Source organism: Corynebacterium sp. HMSC034H07 (assembly GCF_001815175.1).
In the GTDB taxonomy this organism is placed as follows: domain Bacteria; phylum Actinomycetota; class Actinomycetes; order Mycobacteriales; family Mycobacteriaceae; genus Corynebacterium; species Corynebacterium hiratae.
Map to the genome: position 1 here is coordinate 1139 of NZ_KV819530.1, position 23601 is coordinate 24739.

The window sequence follows — 23601 nt, forward strand, 5'->3', positions numbered from 1 at the left end:
GTGAATGCACTTCCAGGTCTGCACTTTTGGGTTGGGCTCTGGATTGCAGGCAGCGCGGCGCCCAATACTGGTCGGGTGACAGTCTTGTATCTGAGACAGGCAGGCCAAAAGAGCCCTAGAAGTTGGTGCTGCGTCACAGTAGCTTCTGATGTGTGACGCTGACCAAGCCCCACAAGGGACAGCCCCGGGAAACCGGCCTTGGGGGTTTGGAAGGGCGTCGAAAAGCACGAGCGAAAGGAAGTCATGTCTGAACCCCGCGAAGTACGCGCCCCGCGCGGAACCGAACTGAACGCCAAGTCTTGGCAGACCGAAGCCCCGCTGCGCATGCTCATGAACAACCTCGACCCCGAGGTTGCTGAGCGCCCCGAGGACCTCGTAGTCTACGGCGGCACCGGCCGTGCAGCCCGCAGCTGGGAGGCCTTCGACGCCATCGTGGAGTCGCTGAAGGACCTCGAATCCGACGAGACCCTGCTGGTGCAGTCCGGCAAGCCGGTCGGCATTTGGAAGACCAACGAGTGGGCACCGCGCGTGCTCATTGCGAATTCCAACCTGGTCGGTGACTGGGCTAATTGGGAGCACTTCCGCAAGCTCGAGGATGAGGGCCTGATGATGTACGGCCAGATGACGGCCGGCTCCTGGATCTACATCGCCACCCAGGGCATCCTGCAGGGTACTTTTGAGACCTTCGCGGCCGTGGCCAAGAAGCGCTTCAACGGCACGCTCGCCGGCACCTTCACCCTGACCGGTGGCTGCGGCGGTATGGGCGGCGCGCAGCCGCTGTCCGTGACCTTGAACGGCGGCGCCTGCCTCATCGTTGACGTTGACGAGACCCGCCTGAAGCGCCGTCAGTCCAAGCGCTACCTCGATGAGGTCGTTACCGACCTGGATGAGGCCCTCAAGCTGGTGCTCGACGCCAAGGAGAACAAGAAGCCGCTGTCCGTCGGCCTCGTGGGCAATGCCGCCGAGGTCTTCCCGGAGGTGCTGCGCCGCCAGCGCGCGGGCGAGTTCACCGTGGATATCGTCACGGACCAGACCTCCGCGCACGACCCGCTGAGCTACCTGCCCACCGAAATCACCGTCGAGGATTGGCACAACGAGGCCAAGGCAGATCCGACCACCTTCACCAAGAAGGCCCGCGAGGCCATGGCCGCCCAGGTCCAGGCCATGGTGGAATTCCAGGACGAGGGCGCCGAGGTCTTCGACTACGGCAATTCCATCCGCGACGAGGCCCGCAAGGCCGGCTACCAGCGCGCCTTCGAGTTCCCGGGCTTCGTTCCGGCCTACATCCGCCCGCTCTTCTGCGAGGGTCTCGGCCCCTTCCGCTGGGCAGCGCTCTCCGGCGATCCGGAGGACATCAAGGTCACCGACCAAGCACTTAAGGAGCTCTTCCCGGACAACGAGCACCTGCACAACTGGCTCGATGCCGCCGAGGAGTACGTGGAGTTCGAGGGCCTGCCGGCACGTATTTGCTGGCTGGGCTACAACGAGCGCCACAAGGCTGGTCTGCTCTTCAACGACCTGGTCAAGGAAGGCAAGATCAAGGCCCCAATCGTCATCGGCCGCGACCACCTCGACTCCGGTTCCGTGGCCTCCCCGTACCGCGAGACCGAGGCCATGCTCGACGGCACCGATGCCGTGGCTGACTGGCCGCTGCTCAACGCCATGACCGCTGTCTCCTCCGGTGCTACCTGGGTTTCCATCCACCACGGCGGCGGCGTGGGCATGGGCCGCTCCATCCACGCGGGCCAGGTCACCGTCGCCGATGGCACCGAGCTGGCCGCCGCCAAGCTGCGCGCGGTGCTGACGAACGACCCAGGCATGGGCGTTATCCGCCACGTGGATTCCGGTTACACTCGCGCCAAGGAAGTCGCCGACGAGCGCGGTGTGCGTATCCCGATGGAATTCAAGGCCCGCGACTAGACAAGAGAGGAAAAGAAGATCATGTCCACCCTGTTTACTGGAATCTCAGAGCTGCGCACGGTGTCGGAGGCAGGCACGCTTGCCGACGCCGCACTTATCGCCAACACCGACGGCACCATCGCCTGGATCGGATCGGCGTCCGAGGCGCCGGCCGCGGACGAGAAGGTCGACCTGGGCGGGCGCACAGTTCTGCCGGGCTGGGTGGATTCCCATACTCACATGATCTTCGATGGCGACCGCTCCGCCGAGTTTGAGGCCCGCATGGCGGGCGAATCCTACCAAGCTGGCGGCATCGCCGTGACGATGGACGCGACCCGCTCGGCGGGGGAGGAGCGCCTGGAAAAGCTTCTGGTGGAGCGCATCGCCGCTGCCCGCCGGGGTGGAACGACGACCTTGGAGACGAAGACCGGTTACGGTCTCAATACCGAATCCGAGGTGGAGGCCGCGCGTGTGGCCGCCCGCCACGTCGATGACGTGACCTTCCTAGGTGCGCACCTCGTGCCGCCGGGAGCAGAGGCCGAAACCTACCTCGATGAGGTTGTGGGCCCGATGCTCGATGGCGTGGCCGAGTATGTGCAGTGGATTGACGTCTTCTGTGAGCGTGGTGCCTTCGATGAGGAGCAGTCGCGCCGCGTGCTCGAGGCTGGCAAGGCCCGCGGATTGGGTGTGCGCGTGCACGGCAACCAGCTTGGCGAGGGGCCCGGCGTAGCACTCGCGGTGGAGTTGGGCGCGGCCTCCGTGGACCACGTCAACTACCTCAGCGATGCGGACGTCGAAGCGCTGGCCTCCTCCGATACGGTGGCCACCCTGCTGCCGGCGTGCGACCTGTCCACGCGGGAACCGCTGGCACCGGGCCGCAAGCTTATTGATGCCGGCGCGACCGTCGCCATCGCCTCCAACCTCAACCCGGGCACGTCCTATACGTCCTCGATGAACTTCTGCGTGACCACGGCCGTGCTTCAGCAGCACCTGACTCTGGATGAGGCTATTGCCGCCGGCACGCTGGGCGGTGCCACCGCGCTGCGCCGCCAGGATGTCGGTGAGGGCAAAGACGCGAAGGGCCGCCCGGCTAAGGGCTCGCTGGTGGTCGGTGCAGCCGCGGACCTGCATGTCCTCGATGCTCCGAGCGCTATCCACCTTGCTTACCGCCCGGGCATGCCGATGACGTTCAAGACCTTCGTCGGCGGCCGCGAGGTCTAGAAAGCAAAGTCTCGCACTCTAGAGTGTAAAACTTTGCAGTCTGAGGTATTCTGCAGGCATGATGTGGACAGTAGAGCAGCTCGAGGACTACCTCGAGCACTGTCGCCTCTTGCAGTCGGATACGACGACCGTGGAGGTGAAATCGGGACGCGGCGGAATGCCGCAGTCCCTGGGGGCTACTCTGTGTGCCTTCGCCAACATGCCGCGTGGCGGCACCGTCATCATTGGAGTGGCGGAGCCCGGCTTTGCGGTGCACGGCGTGGACGATCCTGGCGCTATCGAAAGCGCCCTGGCGGATCAGGCACGCACCCTCGTGGAACCCGCGCCTTACATTGAGACCCAGACCCTCCATATCGAAGGGCGTGCTGTGGTGCTCGGCCACATCGAAGGCGTGCTGCCGCACCAGCGGCCGGCGCTCTATCGGGGGCGGCCCTACCTGCGCATGGCGGACGGTGACTATGTCATGAGCGCCAATGACCTCCGCATGATCGAGGTGGATAAGCTGCACGCTCGCGAGGCCATTGCCTATGATTCAGCACCCGTTCCCGGGTCAAGCCTAGAAGTTTGTGATGATTCGGCGCTCAAAGAAGCAGTGGCGGAGCTGCGCAACGCCACCCCTCGTTTGCGGGGTGCGAGTGATGCCGAGTTACTGGAGCTATTCCGCGTGGTCGATGCCCAAGGACAGCTGAGTGTGGCCGGTTTGTACGCTCTGGGGCGCTTTCCGCAGGGATTCTTTCCTGACCTGCATATTTCTGCGGCCGTGCAATACCCGGCGGGGGAGGAAGGACCACGCACCCGGAACCTGGAAGAGTTTTATGGGCCCGTCCCGGATCTGGTGGATGCGGCCGTGGCGTGGGTGCGCCGGAATATCGATACCGACTTGGTCTATGGCACGGATGGACATCTGCGCGAGGTTCCCGAGCTTCCCCTCGAGGCGGTCCGAGAGGTCATAGCTAATGCCGTGGTCCACCGAGACCTCGGGCCGGAAAGCTTAGGTGCCGGGAAGTTCGTCACCATTCGGCTGACTCGCCAGGCACTGATCGTGACTAGCCCGGGTGGGCTACGCGGCATCTCCGTGGAAGAACTCAAGGGAAGGGTACTGTCACCCGTCGCTGTAAACCCGCGCCTGTATGCACTGAGCACGAAGTTGCGTCTAGAGGATGGCGAGCGCGTCATCGAGGGCCAGGGCGGAGGCATGAAGGTCGTCTTTTCGTCCCTTCGCAAAGCCGGCTTGCGCCCGCCGACCCTCATCGACACTGGTGTTCGCTTCACCGTGATCCTCTGGAGAGCGGGGCGAGGCGATGACGAGCACGCCCCCGCGACTCGCAGCGCCTCTGCTTCCTTTCAGCCCGCGCTTGCCCCAGCACAGACAGCGAAGGAGGGCAGTGTGGTGGAAGACGGGCTCGTCGCCAAGCTCGGCGGAAACCCGGCACTTGTGCTTGCTGCACTACGCCGGAACGGCGAGCTCTCGCTCGTGGACATCGTGAACAGCACGCAGCTCACCCGCGGCCAGGTGCGTTACGCGTTGGGCAAGCTCATCGAGTCCGGGCACGTCACGATGCGCGGCAAACACGGTGACCGCGCCACGCGTTACGCTGCGAAGGAGTAGCCCGAGGCGGAAAAGGTCGGGTAATTCAGCGGTGAAATAGCTAATTGGGTGCCGGTGCCGTACTCTGGTCTGAGCAATGAGCATTACCGATAACGCCACCGGCGGCGTAAACGAGCCGGAAGAATTCAATAAGTCGGAATCTCAGGAAAACTCGCAAGGTGGCGAAGCATTGGACGCTTCGCAGGTATCCAACCAGGACACCGGGGCTGCGAAAAACCCTGAGGACACCGGCGCTGAGGAAACTTCAGCCAACGACAACTCCCAGGGTTTTGCACACCTCGGCCTTCCCGATGACGTTCAGGAAGCCGTGTCCAAGGTGGGCTTTACCAAGCCATCCCCAATTCAGGAAGAAACCATCCCGATCCTCATGGAGGGCCGCGACGTCGTCGGTCTGGCCCAGACGGGTACGGGTAAGACCGCGGCCTTCGCTCTGCCGGTTCTCTCCCAGATTGATACCGAGGCCCGCTACCCGCAGGCTCTGGTCCTCGCGCCCACGCGCGAGCTGGCCCTCCAGGTAGCGGACTCCTTCCAGTCCTTCGCCGACCACTTGGGTCGCATCGAAGTTCTGCCTATCTACGGTGGCCAGGCTTATGGCATCCAGCTCTCCGGGCTGCGCCGGGGCGCCCAGATCATTGTGGGCACCCCGGGCCGCGTCATCGACCACCTGGAGAAGGGCTCCCTGGATATCTCGCAGCTGCGCTTCCTCGTCCTCGATGAGGCGGACGAGATGCTCAACATGGGCTTCCAGGAAGACGTCGAGCGCATTCTTGAGGACACCCCGGAAGACAAGCAGGTCGCACTCTTCTCGGCCACCATGCCGAACTCGATTCGCCGCCTGTCTAAGCAGTACCTCAACGACCCTGCCGAGATCACGGTGAAGTCGGAGCGCCGTACGAATGACAACATCACGCAGCGCTTCCTGCTGACCCCGCACCGCCACAAGATGGATGCCTTCACCCGCATCCTCGAGGTCATTGACTACGACGCCATCATCGTCTTCTGCCGCACCAAGCACGCGACCGAAGACGTGGCCGATAGCCTCAAGGAGGCCGGCTACAACGCTGCCGCCATCAATGGCGATATTGCCCAGCAGCAGCGTGAGCGCACCGTCGATCAGCTTAAGGATGGCCGCCTCGACATTTTGGTGGCTACCGACGTGGCGGCCCGCGGTCTCGACGTGGACCGCATTACCCACGTGGTCAACTACGACATCCCGAATGACACCGAGTCCTACGTGCACCGCATTGGCCGTACCGGCCGTGCTGGCCGCACTGGTGAGGCCATCCTGTTTGTCACCCCGCGTGAGCGTCGCATGCTGCGCTCCATCGAGCGCGTGACCAACGCCCGCTTGGAGGAGATGGATCTTCCGACCGCGGATGAGGTCAACGCTAAGCGTAAGGAGAAGTTCTTCGCTTCCATCGGCGCTTCGCAGGAGGACAAGCAGTTCGAATTCTTCCGCGACATGGTGCGCGAGTACTCCGCAGCGGAGAATGTGGCGATGGATGATATCGCCGCGGCCTTGGCCGTGCAGCTGCAGGGCGGGACGGACTTCCTGCTCAAGGAGCGCCCGGTGACTAAGAAGAACCGTCGCGAGCGCGATCGCTTCGAGCGCGACGGCCGCGGGCGTGACCGTGATCGTGGTCGTGACCGCGGTGGCCGCGACCGTGACCGCGGCCCGCGCCGCCCGGATGGGGACTTTGAGACGTACCGGCTGGACGTCGGCAAGCGCCAGAACGTGCGCCCGGGTGCGATCGTGGGTGCGCTGGCCAACGAAGGTGGCCTGACTTCCAAGGACTTCGGCCGTATCACCATCGCGGTGGGGCACACCTTGGTGGACCTGCCGAAGAACCTAGACCCGGCAGTGCTGGACCGTCTGAAGGACACCCGCATTTCCGGACAGCTCATCAAGATTCAGAAGGATACCGGCCGCCCGCCGCGCCGGAACTACGATGACGACCGTGGCCGCGGCGGCTACGGTGGACGCGGACGCGGTGAACGCGGCGGATACCGCGACCGTGACCGCGGTGGACGTGGCCGCGACCGTGGTGAGCGCCGCGGGGGCTGGCGCGACTAGGCTCCGCTAGGCGCCGCAGCGGCCCTAACGCTGCACGAGAAAACCTCCCAAACTCTCACTGAGAGCTTGGGAGGTTTTATCTGTTGAGGCCTAAACCGAAGAGTTTAGACGTACATCAGGATGGCGCAGACAACCCACAGCAGGTTGAAGATACCGGAGAACATCGCTAGCTGCTTCTTCAGCTTGGCCACATCGGCGCTGCCCGGGCTAGCAATCGCGGCCATGGCCTGGTTCTGCTTCGGGATAACCACGACGAGCAGAATGACCCAGGCGATGACGGAGAGCAGAAGGGCAATGTGGAACTGGACCTGAGATTTGTAGGCAGCCAGGTCAGTAAGGAAAACAGCCAGGCCGATGACCGGAACGATGGCGGAAATGTAGCCATAGGTCGAGGTGATCTTGTTGAGGATGCCGGCGGCACCAGCGGCCGAAGCATCACCGGAAGCGGCCTTTTCCACCTGGCCGGGGAAGGCGGAGGTGGAGATACACACGGTACCGACCAACAAGATGGCAGCGAAGGCGTGAAGGAAGATGAGCAAGCTTGTCATGGGGAGTGCGCTTTACCTTTCTATACGGGGCTTATCCCAGCGAAAGTCTAACGGTGCTGGGATATGAAATCGAATCGACACTGGTGGCGCATGACTGCATAGTCGCGGGCAGGCAGTGGGAGTTGGTATTTGCGCGCCACTGCGGCAAGGCGCAGCGAATAGTCGCAGCGGTCGGCGGGCGGGAGCCAGTCCGCCGGCAGGGAATCGGACTTGGCTTGGTTCAAGTTGCGGGCAGTGGCAACAAGGTTGAGCGGATCGTTGGCGAAGGCCATCTTCTTTTCCCGCGGCCACGTTGATGCGCCGAGATCCCAGGCTGCTGAGAGCGGAAAGACGTGGTCGACTTCGACGCGCTCCGGCGCGGGTGCGCGGGCATAAGGATCGTAGAGGGTGCCGTCGATGGTCTGCGCTGCTTTGACGTTATCGCGGGTGCCCGGCGCCCAGCCGCCGAAGTCATCGCGGTTGTAGCCAGGGGCCTCCACGCGTGCGGGCACGGTAGCCACACCCAGGTCCGGGCCGGGAAGGAGATGGAAGCCGCCGTAGGCCACCGTGGCTATGGAGAGGAAACCGATATAGGCCGCGCGCAGGTTCATGCACTTTTAGACTGTGCGCAGCGTGGAGGGGTTCCTGAAGGGCTCGGAGAGGAGCCGCCAAGCACGCAATGAGGTGGGGTGCGATGTCAACAAAACTTGACAAAATAAGAATAGTTTTAATAATTAGCTTGGTAATAGATTAAGAATGTCAAAATTACTGATCCCGCTATCACTGCTAAAGGAAAGGAAACGCAGTGAAATCTTCGCTCTCCATTCTTGCTGCGGCATGTCTCGTTGCTGCAGCAAGCCCTCTTGCCTTTGCGCAGGACGTCGCTCCGGAACTGCCGGAATCTGCACTCGCCGAGGAAGCCCTCAAAGACCCCATAGCAACGGAGAGCCCCGACGAATCCGGTGACATTAAGGATGCCGCCGAAGAGTTAAAGAATTACTCCACAGCACCAGCACCTGGTGGTAACAGTCCGGTCGGTGATGAATACTCGGCCTTCTACCACGATGCTGTAGATCTGGAGTCATCCACCCCCGGCCAGCTTTTCCGTTCCGCGCCTGTTCGCAACCCGGCGAATACCCTCGGAATTACAAATATCGGCCCCTACAAGGCCCAGCGCATCCTGTATTCCTCTACCAACCGCACGGGAGAGAAAACGGCAGTCAGCGGCATTGTTATTGAGCCCAAAGCAGCATGGACGAAGCCGGGACCACGCCCGGTTGTAGCATTCGCCCCTGGTACCCAGGGTGTGGCAGACCGCTGTGCGCCGTCGCGCAAGATTGCTGAAGGCGTGGGGGATTATGAGCAGTTCTTCTTCGAGCAATACTTGAAGAAGGGATATGCGGTGGTGGTGACAGACTATGAAGGTCTTGGTACCCCAGGAATGCACACTTACATGGACCGAATCTCCCAGGGGCATGCAGTCTTGGATAGTGCGCGTGCGGCACAGCAGCTGAACGGCTGGGATATTAGTGGTGACAACCCCGTGTTCATTAACGGCTATTCGCAGGGAGGTGGGGCAGCGGCATCAGCAGCGGAACTCTATGATGACTACGCGCCTGAGCTTAACGTCAAGCTAGCAACGATTGGTGCTGCACCCGCGGATCTGACGTTGCTGCCGCCGGCTCTCGACGGCACGCTGTACTTCCTTTTTGAGTCCTATGCGTTGTTGGGCTTGAGTAACTCCTATGGCGAAGACCTGTACGCTCATCTCAATGAGAAGGGGGCTGCAATTCTCAAGCGCGCCACCAACACCTGCACCCTGGGGCTGGCTGGCTTTTCAGGAACCACCATTGAACAGATCAGCAATGAGGGCAAGAGCGTTGACCAATTCATTGCTACTGCGCCCTATGACCGAATTCTGGCGGACCAGCACATTGGTTACGATGCGCCGTCGATTCCGGTGGTGGTTACGCACGGCCGCGGCGATGACGTGATTCCTTTCTCCACCGCTGAGCAGCTGGTTGAGCAGTGGACTTCGCGCGGTGCAAACGTGACCTTTATTCCGAATGATGCCCGCTCCCACGTGGCTGGTACCGTCCCGCATATTACGGAATCCGTCAAGGCTATTGAGGCAGCGCTGTCTTAAAAGGAAGGTGTCTCGGGCACCTCAGTTCACAAGACAAACCCCTCGCCGGAGCTTAGTGATGAACTAGCTCGACGAGGGGTTTAAAAGTAGGAGGGGGGAGGGGCCGAAGGCTACTTCTGAACCTTCTCCGCGGCCTCCTCGAAGTCCAAGTCATCGTTTTCTTCAACGAGCTTGGCCAAGCGGGTAGCCTCCTCGAATTCCTGGATGACCTTCTCATCCGGAGCCTTGGTAGCAAGGGAAACACCGACGGATACGAGCAGAGCGGAGATGAAGCCCGGAACCAACTCGTAAAGGGTATCGCCCAGCGGGCTCATGCCCCAGCCGATGGCCACGACGGCACCGGTGATCATGCCGGCGATGGCGCCGGTGGAGTTGAGGCGCTTCCAGTACAGCGACAGCAGCACCAGCGGGCCGAAGGCGGAGCCGAAGCCGGCCCAGGCGAAGCCGACCAGACCCAGAATCGAATCCGACGGGTTGATTGCCAGCACAGCGGCGACGATGGCGATGGCCACGACGGCAGTACGGGACAGGTTGATCAGGACGTTCTGGCTTGGCTTCTTCTTAGCGAAGATGAGGTAGAGGTCCTCAATGAGGGAGGTGGAGACCACCAGCATCTGGGAGGACATCGTGGACATGATGGCTGCCAGAACAGCGGTCAGAACCAGACCAGCAAAGAGCGGGTGGAACATGACCTGAGCCATGTCCAGGAAGATGGTCTCGTAGTTCTCCTGGTCGGTGATGGAGTGGTTGGTCTCAGTGAAGAAGACCGTGCCGGAGAGCGCGACGAAGATGGCTCCGATCAGGGAGATGCCCATCCAGCTCACACCGTAGAAGCGGCCTGCGCGGGCGTCGGAAGGCTTGCGCAGCGCCATGAAGCGCACGATGATGTGCGGCTGGCCAAAGTAGCCCAGGCCCCAGGCCAGGTTGCCGATGATGACGGCAGCGGATACACCGGAGAACAGGGAGAAGTAATTGGGGTTCTCAATCACGCCACCGGTGGCGTAGGGGTTCTCAGCGGCGAAGCTGAAGATATCGCCCGGGTTGTCCAAGGAGAAGAGCACCATGATCGGCACGATGATGAGGGAGGCGAACATGAGCAGGCCCTGGACGGTATCGGTGTAGGACACCGCCAGGAAGCCACCGACGAAGGTGTAGAAGACCGTCACGGCTGCCACGACGAGCATGCCGACCATGTAGTCGCCGCCGAAGCTGGACTCGAAGTAACGGCCGCCGGCCACCATGCCGGAGGAGACGTAGAAGGTGAAGAAGAAGATAATGATGGCCGCCGCGATGATGCGCAGCAGGCGCGACTTATCGTGCAGGCGGTTTTCAAAGAAGGAGGGCACGGTAATGGAGTTGCCGGCAATTTCGGAGTAGGAGCGCAGACGCGGCGCGACCCACTTCCAGTTGGCCCAAGCACCGATGAGGAGGCCGATCGCCATCCACAGCTCGGACATACCGGTCAGGAACAAAGCGCCAGGCAGGCCCATGAGCAGCCAACCCGACATATCGGAAGCGCCGGCGGATAGGGCGGCTACGAACGGGTGGAGGCCGCGGCCGGCGAGAACGTAGTCGTCGTACTCATCCGTCTGCTTGTAGCTCCAGAAGCCGATAGCGGCCATGGCAAGCAGGTAGATGATCATCGCAACGACATACCAAGTGGAGTCTTGCACTGATCTCTCCTTGAGATTGAGATTAAAAAATAGGACCTAACCACGCTAACGAGGCACAAGCTCCTACCCAACTGAAAATTGGCTGGTTGACCAGTATTTGGTTACCTTGGTCACAGCTTATTGTACGGTCTTACTGGTGTTACGTCGTTATGTAACGAGACTATAACGATTGTCTATTTAGGCAGGATTCGGGAACTTTCTGCGACCCCGTCCCCAAAAGGCGTGCTGCTAGACTGGCCCCTATGGCTTCTTACCTGCTGCATGGCCTCTGGCTGCCCGTCTCCGGCCTGAGTCTATGGATCGAACAGGTCGAAGGGCACAAAATCATCATGCCCTCAGCAGTCCCAGGGGGAACCTTCCCGGATGTGGTCGATAGCATCCTGAGCAAGAAGACCTTCCGCAACCGCGCGCGAGTCTCCCTGCGTACGCCGAAGGGCAAAGATGTTTCCCTCATGGTGCCCATGGCTATGTTCGCCCCAGATGAAGCGGTAGAAACATTGGCCAAGCTGGAATACCTCGACACCGATAGCCAAGCGGCCACCCCAGAGCAGCGCGCGACCATCGCGCCGGATCTCCTGTGGCTCATCCGTGCTTATCGTGGCCTCTTCCGGTTTGTTCGCGCTGGCCGGGTGACCATCCGCCTGTCCTATCAAGCCGGTGAGTGGTACCCCATGTGGCAACTGGCCTCCGGTTTGGGCGAGCGCAGCTGGCTGGCGGAGATGCTAGCCTCCGCGCCCGGCATCCTCTCCATTAATAACCGGGCTCTCACTGATGATCTGGCGGATGAGCTCACGCACTGGATTGCCTACACCCAATTGCGCCCGCAGATCGATGCCCCGCGCGCAGCACCCTGGCATGATTTCGCTCAAGCACTGTTGAGAACTTCGCCCGTGAAGAAGGGGCGAGCGCAGTTATTGCGCGGGCTCAATGAATGGAAGGATTCCATTACCTCCGTCGATCTCCAGCTGGTGTTCCTCGTGGAGGAGCCACCAAATGAGAATGTCTCCGTCGAGGATGCTGCGTGGCCCATCCGCCTGCTGGTTCGTTCTGGGACTGATTCACCGATGCCGGTGCGGCAGGAGCAGTTGGATCGGGGGAGCGTCGAGAAGCTGCGCGAAGCCCGCCGCCATGCCTTCGACGTGGCACCGCGGCTGAAGTACAACTCCGCCCCGGCGAGCCGGAATGCGGGTGACTGGGACGTCTACCTGACCACGGAGCAGCTCGTGGATTTTGTCACCCACGACGCCGCCGCCCTGCGTAAAGCCGGCTTTACCGTGCTGCTGCCCAAGTCCTGGTCCCACATGGAGACCAAGGCCAAGCTGGAAACCACGGAGGTGCGCGATCCAGCCGATGCCGCCACCAAGGCACACATCGGCATGGAGAAGTTGTTCAGCTATGACTGGAAGCTCTCGGTGGGGGACACGCAGCTTACCGACGCCGAAATGCACGAGCTCATCTCCTCCAAGTCTGGTCTCATTCGCCTGCGCGGCGAGTGGGTCATGGCGGATACCCAGGCCTTGAACAAGATCTCGCAGTACATGCGCGAGTTGGCGGATACAGCCCGCAAGCGCGCCCTGAAGGAGCTGGAGCAACTCGCCGCGACTGCGGAGATGGCCCGTCAGCTGGAACAACCCGGCTGGGAAGAGCTCGTGGCCGAGGTGGAGCGCCGTCGCAAGGAATTCAATGAGGGCGAGCAGGAAGAAGCGGTCACGCTGGCGGATCTGCGCGAGATGGCCTTGAAGTCGATGGCGGAGGACCCCGTTGCCTTCACTGGCTCCGAGTGGCACACGTCGCTGCTCGGCGGGCTGGATAGTACCGCGCCCGACCGCGTGGAGATCCCCGATACGGTCCATGCCGAGCTGCGCGAGTACCAGCGCCGGGGTGTGGACTGGCTGTATTGGATGTCCCGCAACAACATCGGCGCGGTGCTGGCGGATGACATGGGTTTGGGCAAGACCCTGCAGCTGCTTTCCCTGCTGGCGGTAGAAAAGAACGCCCATGAGTCAGCTGAGGAAGCGGAGGCGTGGAAGCCCACCCTAGTGGTTGCCCCGACCTCCGTGGTGGGCAACTGGGCTAGGGAAGCCAAGCGCTTCGTGCCGGACTTTAAGGTCATGGTGCAACATGGCACCGGGCGCCTAAAGGGCGAGGAGCTGGTCACGGCGGCGCAGAACGCCGATATCGTCATCACCTCCTATGGCACGGTCAGCCGTGACTTCCTGACCTTGAGCAAGGTGGAGTGGGACCGCGTGGTCCTCGATGAGGCCCAAGCGATCAAGAACGCCTCCACGCGCTCCTCCAAGGCCGTGCGCGCCATCCCCTCGCGGCACCGCGTGGCGCTGACCGGCACGCCGATTGAGAACCGGCTGTCGGAAATGCGCTCCATCCTGGACTACTGCAACCCCGGGATCCTGGGCTCAGCTTCCTTCTTCCGCAACCACTTTGCCAAGGCCATCGAGCGCGAAGGAAGCGATGTCATGGCGGAGCGCCTGCGCCTGCTCACCGGCCCGTTCATCTTGCGCCGCCTCAAAACGGATCCGAATATCATCGATGACCTGCCGGAGAAGTCCGAGCAGATTATCACCGTGCGCATGACCGATGAGCAGGCAGCCCTCTATAAGGCTCTGGTCAATGACGTGGAGCAGGCCTTGGCAAAGAAGAAGGAGGGGATCTCGCGCCGCGGCCTCATCTTGGCATCGCTGACCCGCATCAAGCAGATTTGCAACCACCCAGCGCACTTCTTGGCCGATGGCAGCGCTGTCACCATCAAGGGCAAGCACCGCTCCGGCAAGGTGGAAGAACTCATGCGGATCATCGACCAAGCCATCGAATCCTCGGAGCGCGTGCTGGTCTTTACCCAGTACAAGGCTTTCGGTGACGTCCTCCAGCCCTACCTGTCTGAGCAGCTGGGCTGCGAGATTCCCTTCCTCCACGGCGGGGTGAGCAAGAACCGGCGCGACCAGATGGTGGAGGAATTCCAGGCCGATGATGGCGCACCCGTCATGCTGCTCTCGCTCAAGGCGGGTGGTACCGGGTTGAACCTCACGGCGGCGTCGATTGTCGTGCACATGGACCGCTGGTGGAATCCGGCGGTGGAAAACCAGGCCACGGACCGCGCCTTCCGCATCGGCCAGCAGCGCAACGTACAGGTCTACAAGATGATTACCGCCGGTACTTTGGAGGAATCCATCCAGGACATCCTCGACGGTAAGACGCAGCTGGCCGGTGCCGTCGTGGGCGAAGGCGAGGGCTGGCTCACCGAACTGAGCCCCGAGCAGCTGGCGGACCTCATGAGCTACAGGGAACAGGAGAAGTAAATGGCACCAAAGAGTCCTGAGGACAACAACGTCATCTACGCCAACTTCGGCACCCGCAAGCGCGTGAGCACTCCGGAGGAGGTCAACCGCGTCGACCGCGTGCGCACCATGCAGCCGGCGGCCACGCGCCTGCTCAACTTTGTCAACCAGCAAACGGATTCCGGCCGAATTCGCCGCGGGCGCCAGTACGCCACGGAGGGCCACGTCGTGGGTCTTGATGTGCGCAATGGTGCGGTGCACGGAAAGGTCGCGGGCTCTCAGAACGAACCTTTCGCGGTGCTTATCCAGGTGCCCTACCGCAATAACGAGGACATCGGGCGGCTGTCGGAGATGTTCGCGCGCACGCCCAACTCCGTGGCGAAGGCCAGGGAGGGCATGCTTGCCGACGCCTCCCTCGACATCCTCATCGCCGAGTACCCCGACGACCTCCGCTTTTCCTGTACCTGCCCCGACCCGGAGTACGTGTGCAAGCACGTCGTGGCGGTGGCAGACCGCCTCGCGGCCCGGATGGATGCCGATCCTTCCGTGATTTTTGCCCTGCGCGGACTCGACTTCGCGCGGCTCGAGCAAGCGGTCATGGAGCAGGCCAAGGCGGCCTCGGAGGACTCGTTTTCCGCTTCTGCGGCCGCTGAAATCTCGGCCGAGGAACGCAATGCTTTGTTCTGGGAGGGGCGCGAGCTGCCGCCGTTGCCGGAGCCCAAGACCGCTCCTGCGGTGGATGATTCCGACCCGGAACTGTTGCGCAAGGCCATGCGCTCCGTCAGCCATACGAACATAGATTTGCTTCGGGCGGTCTCCGATGTCGAGGACCTTTACTATCATCTGACGCACTAGACATTGCCACCTTAAGGGGAGGGGCTCACACGCCCAGCCCTGGACCACGTTGTAGGGAGTTTGCATGGCCGCGGTCACGTTCATCCACACCTCCGATTTTCAGCTGGGCATGACCCGCTGGTTTTTAAGTCCCGCGGCGCAATCGCGTTTTGATGATGACCGCGAGGCGGCGGTGTTGCGCCTGGGGGAGCTGGCCACCAAGACGGGTGCCGAGTTCATCGTCGTGGCCGGTGACGTGTTTGAACACAACTCCTTGAGCAGGTCCACGCTGCTGCGGGCGAAGGATATGTTCAAGCGCCTGCCGGTTCCGGTCTACCTGTTGCCCGGCAACCATGACCCTCTCGTGGCGGATTCCATCTTCTTCAACTCCTTTGCGGATAACGTGCACGTGATTGCTGATTCGGAGCCGATTGCGGTGCGCCCGGGCGTGGAGATCGTCGGTGCTCCTTACCTGTCCAAGCGGGCCAACTATGACCTCGTGCGCCGCGCGCTGGAGCCGCTGCCGCCTGCCGAGGAGGGTGCGGTTCGCATCGCGGTGGGCCACGGCCAGGTGGAATCCCGCGCGGGCGAAGGCGAGGACTCGGATGCGGATACGATCGACCTCGCCTTCGTGGAGGAGTGTCTGGATAAGGGGGTTATCGATTACTTGGCGCTGGGGGATACGCACTCCACTGAATCCTTGGGCCGCTCCGGCAAAGTGTGGTTCTCGGGCAGCCCAGAGACCACCGCTTTCGACGATAGGGAGCGCGATTCGGGCAACGCCTTGGTGGTGACCGTTGAGGGGGATCGGGTGGACGTCGTCAAGCACCGCGTTGGCCGTTGGGACTTCCGGGCGATTGATGCGGACATCGACTCCATGGAGGATGTCGAGGGCTTCCTGGAACAGCTGGACGCGGTGCCGGAGAAGATTCGCACCGCAGTCAAGTACAGCCTGCGCGGCACCGTGGGTTTGAGCGCGCAGGCCCGTCTGGAGCAAGGCCTGGCGGAGATGGAGGAGGTTTTTGCCTCCCTCAAGCCGCGCGAGAGAACCATGGACCTGCATCTGGCGCCCTCGGAAGAAGAGCTCAGCGAACTGAGCTTGAGTGGTTATGCCGCCAATGCGCTAGCGGAGCTGCTCAAGGACTTGGACAACCCCACCGCCCGCGACGCTGCCAACCTGCTGTTCCGCCTCAGCGCGAAGGGAGCCTAAACCATGATGCAGCTGCATTCTGTTGAACTGAACAACGTCCGGGGCGTGGAGCACCTGGAGGTCAAGGACCTGCCGGAGACCGGGGTGGTGGTCATCGGTGGGCCGAACGAGGCCGGAAAGTCCACGCTGGTGGAGGCCATCGATTTCGTACTCACGGAAAAGCACACGGCTAATTCCAAGCCGGTGAGGGCGCTGCAGCCTGCCGGCCGCGATGTGGGGCCTGAGGTCACGCTGGAGGCGACCGTGGGGCCTTACCGCTTCCGCATTCGCAAGCGGTGGGTGAAGAAACGCACGTCGGAGCTGCACGTTTTCTCCCCGCGCCCGGGCCAGTGGACCGGAGCCGAGGCGGATGGGGAGCTGGATCGAATCCTCAGTGAGCACGTGGACCGCGCGCTTCTCGACGCCCTCTTCGTCCGCCAGGACGACAACCACCAAGGCATCGCCGCGGTGGGCATTCCTTCCCTGACCGCGGCGCTGGAGGAGCAGACCGGAGCGAGTGCCGCGGCGGAAGACTCCGAGCTGCTCACGCGCATCGAGGCGGAGTACAAGGAGTACTTCACCGCGAAGACAGACAAGCCGGCAGGAGACTATAAGGCTGCCATCGCCGCGCTAGCGGATGCTGAGGAGAAGCACGCTGCCACCGAGGCCTCGCTGCGGGAGCTCGACGGCGTGGTGGAGCGCTATGAAGCCGCCGAGCTGAAGAAGAAGGATGCTGAATCCGCTCTGCCGGCGGCCGCGGAAGAATGCGAGCGCCGTGACGGTGAGCTGCTCGCTGCTCGGGCCGCCCAGGAGAAGGTCACCGCGCAGGAGGCGGCGGTGGCTCGGGCAGCGGAGGCCGTGACGCGCGCGGAGGAGGAAGCGCAGCGCCGTAAAGCTGTGGTTGCTGAGCATGCCGCAGCTGTCGAGGCTGCTGAGCGTGCCGCCGCCGCGGTTATTCAAGCCCGCGAGTGCGCCGAGGAAGAAGCCGCCGTCCGCACGAAACTAGAGGAAGAGCGTGCCGAGGTCCACAAGCGCTATGAGGCCGTGCGCGAGGAGCGCCAGCGCGCCCGCCGCGCCCAGCAGCAAGCCGAGCGCAAGGCGCTGGGCACTCGTCTTGGGGCATTGAACAAGCTGGAAGAGACCTTGGCGTTGCGCCGCCGTGAGTTGGCTGCGACTCCCGACGTACCGAACCTTCAGGCCTTGGAGGACGCGGCGCGCGAGGTCACCGTCCAGGAGCGCCTGCGGGCGGCTGCGGCGTCCAAGCTTTATTTTTCCGGCGAGGGCTGCTTTAGCGTCGATGGCGAACAGCGTGCGCTGGAGAGCGGTCAAGAACTGGCAGTCGAACTGCGCGAGGGCACCACGCTGAAGATCGGCGACATCACCGCCCGCTACGCAGCCGGTGCGGGCGATAGTGGTGAGGAAGGCGTGGAGAAGGCTCGCGCGGAGCTCACACGCCTGCTGGAGGACGCCGGGTGCGAGGACGTGGATGCTGCCCGTGCCACCCACGAAAAACACGTAGAGCTAGCATCCGCTGCCGATACCGCGGCCCGCGAACTCGCTGCGGCACTGGGTGGGGAGGAGCTCGGTGAGTTGCGTGCTCGCTTCGAGGCGGGCGCGGCCGATGCTGAGGACACCGAGGGTACCGGCGGCACTACCGATTCCACCGCACAGCCGCGGGAGCTCGACGTCGTGGAGCAGGAAGAAGAGGAGCTGCGCAGGAAGCTTGATGAGCTCGACCGCGCCCTGGCACCCTACCGCGAGAACAAGGCGGGCGCCGCACTGGAGGTGGCCATGGTCCGTGCGGAGGAGGCCACGATGCAGCGTGATGCTCAGGCTGCAGCCATAGAGGCCGCCCGCGCCCAGCTCAGTGATGGCGAGGTGACCGCCGCGATTGAGGCAGCACGGACTGAGCTGGCGAAAGAGAAGGCGGCTTTGGAGGAGATGTCCACCGTGGATGTCGACACCGCAGAGCAGCTAGCTAGGGGAGCACACACGCACGTTGATTCCCTGAAGGCAGCGGTTAATGCGGCGGTGGGGGATATGCGCGAGTTCCGCGGGCTTATCGAAATGCACTCGGGCGCAGCCGAAAACGAGGAGAAGGCCGCTGCCGAACTGGACGTTGCTCGTGAGCGCCACGCCGCTATCGAGCGCCGTGCGAATGCCGCGCGGTACCTGCGTTCGCTGATGCTGCGCCACCGCGATGCCGCCCGTCAGCGTTATGCCGCGCCGTTCGTCACCGCGCTCAACGGCCTAGCCCGCACCGTGTTCGGCGGTGACGTGGACTTTGAGCTCTCCGAGGAGCTCAAGGTGCAGGCTCGCAGCCGCAATGGCGAAACCGTGGCCTTCGATGCGCTCTCCGGCGGTGCCAAAGAACAGCTGAGCATCCTGACACGCTTTGCCATTGCTCAGCTAGTGTCCGGCGAACCGGTTCCCGTCGTCATCGACGACGCGTTAGGGTCTACCGACTCGCAGCGCCTTCAGCTTATGGCGGCGTTGTTCAGCAAGGCCGGGAAAAACACTCAGGTTATCGTGCTGACCTGTATGCCGCAGCGCTATTCGTGGGTACCGGGGCGCATGGACCTAGATATGGAGAGACTTACAAGCGTTTAAATCATGGAGTGTAGGGTGTGAGCCATGACTGCGGACACTCGATGGCTCACCGAAAGCGAACAGGACCTCTGGCGGCACATTCTCGCCAGCATTCGCAAGATTAATCGTGGCATGGAGGAAACCCTCTTAGCTTGCAGCGATATCTCCGCGGCGGAGTTTGCGGTCCTCGTCTCGCTTTCGGAGGCACCCGATCACATGCTGCGTTTGCGCGAGTTGTGCTCAGAATTGGAGTGGGACCGCTCCCGAGCCTCCCACCAGATCACCCGCATGGAAAAGCGTGGGCTCGTACGCAAGGAAAAGTGCGCAGGCGATGCGCGCGGCGTGGAGGTCGTCATGACTAAGGCCGGCCGGGAACGCCTGGAGGCGGCAGTTCCTGAGCACGTCGAGTCGGTGCGCCGCATGGTGTTTGATCACCTCGATCCTGCCGATGTTCCGGCGCTTCTGCGCTTTTGCAAGGGCGTCCTGTCGGAGAATAATCTTCCGGGCTATGACGGCTTCGTCCCGGACGAGCGCCTGGGCACTCGTGACCACTAGCTGTGCTCAGCGCGGGTAGAGTAGAGCCCGTCCGTTTACGCACCAGGAGGTGACCCGTCCACATCATGATGGGACAAGAATTGTTCGAGCACCCAGAGCGCCAATACACCACGTACGGCATCACGCCGCTGAAGGAACTCAGCGTTCAGGTAGGCTCCGTCGAGGACTTGGAAGAGCTCAGCGAGGAGCAAACCGCCGCACTTGAGCACGCCCTCGAACAGCACCCGGACGGGGCTCTGACCTTCGATGATGCCTCCCAGTTGTGGATAATCGGCGCGGAGGATGACATCGAGCGCATGTTTCAGGATCGTGAGGACTTCGTCGAAGCGCTCAACAACAATGAGGACCCTGGGGTCTAGCCCACAGTCGGTGTCATACTAAAGGCGGATAGCGGCCGAAATATCTGCGTTTAACTACGGTCAGCTCTGCATAAACTGCTAAGATACTCTGTGTTAATGGGCGAGCATCCCACACGCCACCACGAGACGGTTTCCGCGAAAACTTCTCAGGCACAGGGAGCTAAGTGAAAGGACTAAACATGATCGTCGAGCGCGATTTGGCTCAGGAGCAGCGCGAAGCAGCTGCCCGTGACAAGGCTGATGGCTGGGTTTCCGTCTTCGTTGAGTGGATTCCCTCCATGCTTCTTTCCGTGGTGATGCTGGGAGCTTTGATGTTCGGCATGTACTACGTCGAGCACGGCACCCTGGACATCACCCAGCCGATCGTCAACCAGCACATCACCCAGTAGCCTGGTTCGCCTCCTCGCTGCCGTCCAGCGGGGAGAATAGCTTGACTTGAGCCCCAGCAGAATTTCCTGCTGGGGCTTCGTCCTTCTCACCTGCCGCAACACTCAACCTGTTCCTTTGCGCCGAAAGCCATTGCGGTTCGGGAAGGGCTTCATGCATGCGTAGAACCATGCCCAGGCCGCCGCGCAGCTGCCCTCGTTGACAAAACTATCGCTCCCGCCTCAAGATCTCGCTTGATCTTTGGCAACTAGGGCAGTGTCGAGCCTGAGAGTTAGTTTCCGAGCCATCACTTCTTCGCCCTTCGCGCTCACCGCGAGCCTTAAACAGCCGCCGCCCGCGGCTTCGGTGAGCGCGAAGGGCGAAGCCATGCGATAGCCTGAACTCCATGGCCTCTCATATCTACGTTCGCTATCTCAACGGCCCGCTCCTGTGGCTGGGAATTATCGTCGGTCTTGCCGTCGTGGCCGCTGTGGTTCCCACGATGATTGACTCCACGTGGGCAGCCATCCTTTTTGGTGCCTTGGTCATCGCTACAACCGTGGCCTGCATCATGATGCGAGTGAAAATCGTCGTGAGTGACGACGACGTTGTGGTTTCCATCCTGGGTATCTTCACGAAGAGGATTGCACTCAGCGATATCACCGGTGCCAGCGTCGGGCCTGAGACTGGGCTCAAGGAAGGCGCAGGCCCGCGTGTTGTCGACGGCGCACCGGCCTACATCGTCTCTGGGCCGACCGTGCGCATCGAGCAGGGCAGAAGCTCTCTTATCGCCTCGGCGAAGAATCCTGAGGATGTGGTCGCGGTTATTGAGGCGCGCTTGCGATAATTCCAAACCCCCAGACCTCGAACCCGAAACCTCCAAGTGAGTGGCTTGGTGCCGTCAAGCGCTGGGCGACGCCCACCTGCAGGTTGCGGGTTTCAGGTCTGGGGGAATGCAGAATGCGCAAGGCGCCCCCCCGCACGTGGCGTCGTTGAAAATGAGGGCCGGGGTGCGGCCTGAGGGGAGAGAGATTTAGGCATGAAAAAGTGCCCCTGACAGGGATCGAACCTGCGACCTTCGGTACCGGAAACCGATGCTCTAATCCGCTGAGCTACAAGGGCATTGCTGGCGAAATGCCAACGATGCGATTCTAGCCTATAAAGACTGAAGCGCAGTAATTGGCCTCACGCCGATGGGGGTGTGGCGGGAGGAAGGGGCGGCTAGGTAAGTCGCCCCTTCATTGTTTCGCAGCCTGTATTACTGGGCGGGCTGCTCCTGTGCCTGGGGCTGGTCAAAGAAGCCCGGCGCATCCGCGGTGTGGACCTCACCGGTGCGCAGGTAATCAACCACGATCTGGTCGACGGCCTTGTTGCCCATCGCGAAGTGGCCGTGACCCGGGCCGTGGACGGTCACCACGCGGGACTGCATCGGAGCCGAGAGACCGCGGTAGAAAGCGTACGGGGTCTGCGGGTCACCGGTGGCCTGCAGCTGCAGCGGCTTGGTCTGTAGGTTCTGGCCGGAGACGGCAATCGGGGTGTTGACCGGTGCGCGGCCACCGCAACCCGCGCCGGAGGCGTACATCGAGTTGAACAGAGTGAAGGGGTCAATCGTGACGAAGTTCGACCAGAGGAACGCCGGAATGAGGGTGGGATCCGTCGGCGCGGTGTTCTCATTGCACATGATGATGTTCTGCATGCTTATGCCATTGAGAAGGTCCTGCTGAGCCTGCTGCGGATCCTGCTGGGGCTGCTGTGCTGCCTGCTCCTCAAAGTTAATTGGCTCGATGCCGCCGATGTGCTTGGCCAGCGTGTCCCAGGCCTCTGGGCGGGGGAGCAGCTCACGGGTTGCGGACAGCGTCGGCGAGGAGGCTTGGACAGCTTGCGGGTTGCGTACCTTGCCGGCGAGGTGCTCCGCCTGCACGCGCAGCTCACCGGTAGCAGTCATGATGTTAGCGCCTGGCTGGCCGGCGAACTCCAGCCCCGGAGGCAAGTCACCGATCTGGGCGTTTGGTGGAAGCACAGTCGGGCGCACGCCTGCCTCAGCGGCAACAATCTGGGACCAGCGCTCGTAGGCCTTCAGCGGGGTCTTACCGGCGTGGTAGGTGGCGTCATTCTTGGCCACGTACGCGAAGAAGTCATGCAGCGCATTCTCATAGCCTGCCTGCTGGGAAGCGAAGATCTGGTTCCACGCCATGTTCGGATTCATGCCGGAGTCGAGCACGACCTTGTCGGTGTGCTGTGGGTAGAGCGTGGCGTAGGTGGAGCCCAGGAAGGTGCCGTAGGAGAGACCGGCGATGTTGATTTTCTCCTCGCCGAGTGCCTGGCGGACAACCTCCCAGTCCTTTGCGGTGTTTTCCGTCGTCAGGGAGTCCGTGTAGCCGGGGGTGTTCTTCTCGCAGTCATTGCGGGTAATCGCGCCGATCTGCGTCATCTCCGCAAGGGGATTGGCGCCCAGCTCACTGGCCGTGCAGTTCACCTCTCCCGACTCGCGCAGGCCACGCGGCTGCACACCGATGATGTCGTAGCTCTGTTTGACTTCCTCCGGCCACGCGGCGAAGCTCACCCAGCTATACGCGTCACCGCCCGGGCCCCCCGGGTTGGTAAACAGGGTGCCCTGTCGGTTTCCGGTGGCCTTGAGGCGGATGAGGCCGACGTCGATGGTGCCTTTCTCCGGGGCATCGTGATAGGTCGGAACGGTCACGTGCCCGCACTCAGCGCGCTCTTCGGTGACCCCTTCCGGGCACGGGCCCCAGTTGATGGTGGGTTGATCGGCGTGAGCAACAGCGGGCGCGGCAACCAGGCCGGCAGCAACAGCTACGGGCCCCAGCACCGAGCCTAAAACGCGAGAAAGACGCATAGAATAAGGCTCCTAAAATCGTTAATAAGTACGTGCCTTATCCTATGCGCCGGGGGTGATGTGAGCCGAGTGTTCGGAAGGGGCGGGTGCCCCCGAACGTCACACTACTTAACAATCACCACAATAAGATCGCGCGGGCCGTGGACACCCTCCACGCGGGAGAGCTCAATATCCGAGGTTGCGGACGGACCAGAGATCCACGTCGCCGGGCGCTCCGGGTTCATGCGGGAGACCATCTCCGGGACGCCGTAGACAATCTGGTCCTTACGCACGATGCACACGTGACGGTCCGGCACCAAGGTCAGCGCGCGACGGCCACAGGTTTCATTGGACTCGAGCACGATGGTGCCGGTCTGCGCGGAGGTGACGTGGGATTCGGTCACCACGGCGTCGACGGCGTCGAGCTCGCG

General features: G+C 62.3%; 18 protein-coding genes and 1 tRNA gene. 13 read left to right on the forward strand and 6 right to left on the reverse strand.

Annotated features, from left to right (window positions below; translation table 11 throughout):
• Positions 1-243: 243 nt before the first annotated feature.
• The 4 genes from HMPREF3009_RS07140 (at position 244) to HMPREF3009_RS07155 (ending at position 6803) form a co-directional block, all read left to right on the forward strand.
• A complete protein-coding gene (locus tag HMPREF3009_RS07140; protein ID WP_070531219.1) occupies positions 244-1920 on the forward strand; it encodes a urocanate hydratase in 1677 nt (558 codons plus the stop codon).
• Between the two features lie 21 nt (positions 1921-1941).
• Positions 1942-3120, forward strand: coding sequence for an imidazolonepropionase (gene hutI, locus HMPREF3009_RS07145; protein ID WP_070680996.1), 1179 nt, complete (start codon positions 1942-1944; stop codon positions 3118-3120).
• 58 nt (positions 3121-3178) lie between these two features.
• Complete coding sequence (locus HMPREF3009_RS07150; protein WP_046648898.1) at positions 3179-4729, forward strand: ATP-binding protein; 1551 nt, start codon at positions 3179-3181, stop codon at positions 4727-4729.
• A 76-nt stretch (positions 4730-4805) separates the two neighbouring features.
• Positions 4806-6803, forward strand: coding sequence for a DEAD/DEAH box helicase (locus HMPREF3009_RS07155; protein ID WP_046648899.1), 1998 nt, complete (start codon positions 4806-4808; stop codon positions 6801-6803).
• Positions 6804-6907: 104 nt separating this feature from the next.
• On the opposite strand, the gene HMPREF3009_RS07160 is transcribed toward HMPREF3009_RS07155, so the two are convergent.
• Both HMPREF3009_RS07160 and HMPREF3009_RS07165 read right to left on the reverse strand, forming a co-directional pair.
• Positions 6908-7351: a DUF2269 domain-containing protein gene (locus tag HMPREF3009_RS07160; protein ID WP_070511518.1), complete on the reverse strand. Its 444-nt coding sequence runs from the start codon at positions 7349-7351 to the stop codon at positions 6908-6910.
• Positions 7352-7398: 47 nt separating this feature from the next.
• Positions 7399-7941, reverse strand: coding sequence for an HNH endonuclease family protein (locus HMPREF3009_RS07165; protein ID WP_046648901.1), 543 nt, complete (start codon positions 7939-7941; stop codon positions 7399-7401).
• 194 nt (positions 7942-8135) lie between these two features.
• On the opposite strand from HMPREF3009_RS07165, the gene HMPREF3009_RS07170 reads away from it, so the two are divergent.
• Entirely contained in the window at positions 8136-9476 is a 1341-nt protein-coding gene (locus HMPREF3009_RS07170; protein ID WP_070680999.1) for a lipase family protein, read from the forward strand.
• A 110-nt stretch (positions 9477-9586) separates the two neighbouring features.
• On the opposite strand, the gene putP is transcribed toward HMPREF3009_RS07170, so the two are convergent.
• Complete coding sequence (putP, locus tag HMPREF3009_RS07175) at positions 9587-11149, reverse strand: sodium/proline symporter PutP (RefSeq protein WP_046648903.1); 1563 nt, start codon at positions 11147-11149, stop codon at positions 9587-9589.
• A gap of 242 nt (positions 11150-11391) precedes the next feature.
• Here putP and HMPREF3009_RS07180 point away from each other — a divergent pair, with 242 nt between their 5' ends.
• From HMPREF3009_RS07180 to HMPREF3009_RS07215, 8 genes are all read left to right on the forward strand, one after another.
• Positions 11392-14463 (forward strand): DEAD/DEAH box helicase, encoded by a 3072-nt coding sequence (locus HMPREF3009_RS07180; protein WP_070681002.1) that lies wholly within the window; start codon positions 11392-11394, stop codon positions 14461-14463.
• Positions 14464-15297, forward strand: coding sequence for an SWIM zinc finger family protein (locus HMPREF3009_RS07185; protein ID WP_049155122.1), 834 nt, complete (start codon positions 14464-14466; stop codon positions 15295-15297).
• A gap of 64 nt (positions 15298-15361) precedes the next feature.
• Positions 15362-16486, forward strand: a complete 1125-nt coding sequence (locus HMPREF3009_RS07190; RefSeq protein WP_070681005.1) for a metallophosphoesterase family protein — start codon at positions 15362-15364, stop codon at positions 16484-16486.
• Between the two features lie 3 nt (positions 16487-16489).
• Positions 16490-19075, forward strand: a complete 2586-nt coding sequence (locus HMPREF3009_RS07195; protein WP_070681008.1) for an AAA family ATPase — start codon at positions 16490-16492, stop codon at positions 19073-19075.
• Between the two features lie 24 nt (positions 19076-19099).
• Positions 19100-19609, forward strand: coding sequence for a MarR family winged helix-turn-helix transcriptional regulator (locus HMPREF3009_RS07200; protein ID WP_070681011.1), 510 nt, complete (start codon positions 19100-19102; stop codon positions 19607-19609).
• Between the two features lie 65 nt (positions 19610-19674).
• Entirely contained in the window at positions 19675-19968 is a 294-nt protein-coding gene (locus HMPREF3009_RS07205) for a molecular chaperone GrpE (protein ID WP_070681014.1), read from the forward strand.
• Positions 19969-20132: 164 nt separating this feature from the next.
• Positions 20133-20357 (forward strand): hypothetical protein, encoded by a 225-nt coding sequence (locus HMPREF3009_RS07210; protein ID WP_232745215.1) that lies wholly within the window; start codon positions 20133-20135, stop codon positions 20355-20357.
• Between the two features lie 383 nt (positions 20358-20740).
• Positions 20741-21181 carry a hypothetical protein gene (locus HMPREF3009_RS07215; protein WP_070681017.1) on the forward strand — a complete coding sequence of 147 codons (441 nt, stop codon included), beginning with the start codon at positions 20741-20743 and terminating at the stop codon, positions 21179-21181.
• Between the two features lie 201 nt (positions 21182-21382).
• Here the strand turns inward: HMPREF3009_RS07215 and HMPREF3009_RS07220 are convergent.
• From HMPREF3009_RS07220 to HMPREF3009_RS13750, 3 genes are all read right to left on the reverse strand, one after another.
• Positions 21383-21456 (reverse strand) — tRNA-Arg (locus HMPREF3009_RS07220).
• 136 nt (positions 21457-21592) lie between these two features.
• The gene (locus HMPREF3009_RS07225) at positions 21593-23191 is read right to left on the reverse strand and encodes an alpha/beta fold hydrolase (protein WP_070681020.1); all 1599 of its coding nucleotides are present in this window, start codon (positions 23189-23191) and stop codon (positions 21593-21595) included.
• Positions 23192-23295: 104 nt separating this feature from the next.
• On the reverse strand, positions 23296-23601 hold a 306-nt coding region (locus tag HMPREF3009_RS13750; RefSeq protein ID WP_232761012.1), incomplete at its 5' end, for a LutC/YkgG family protein.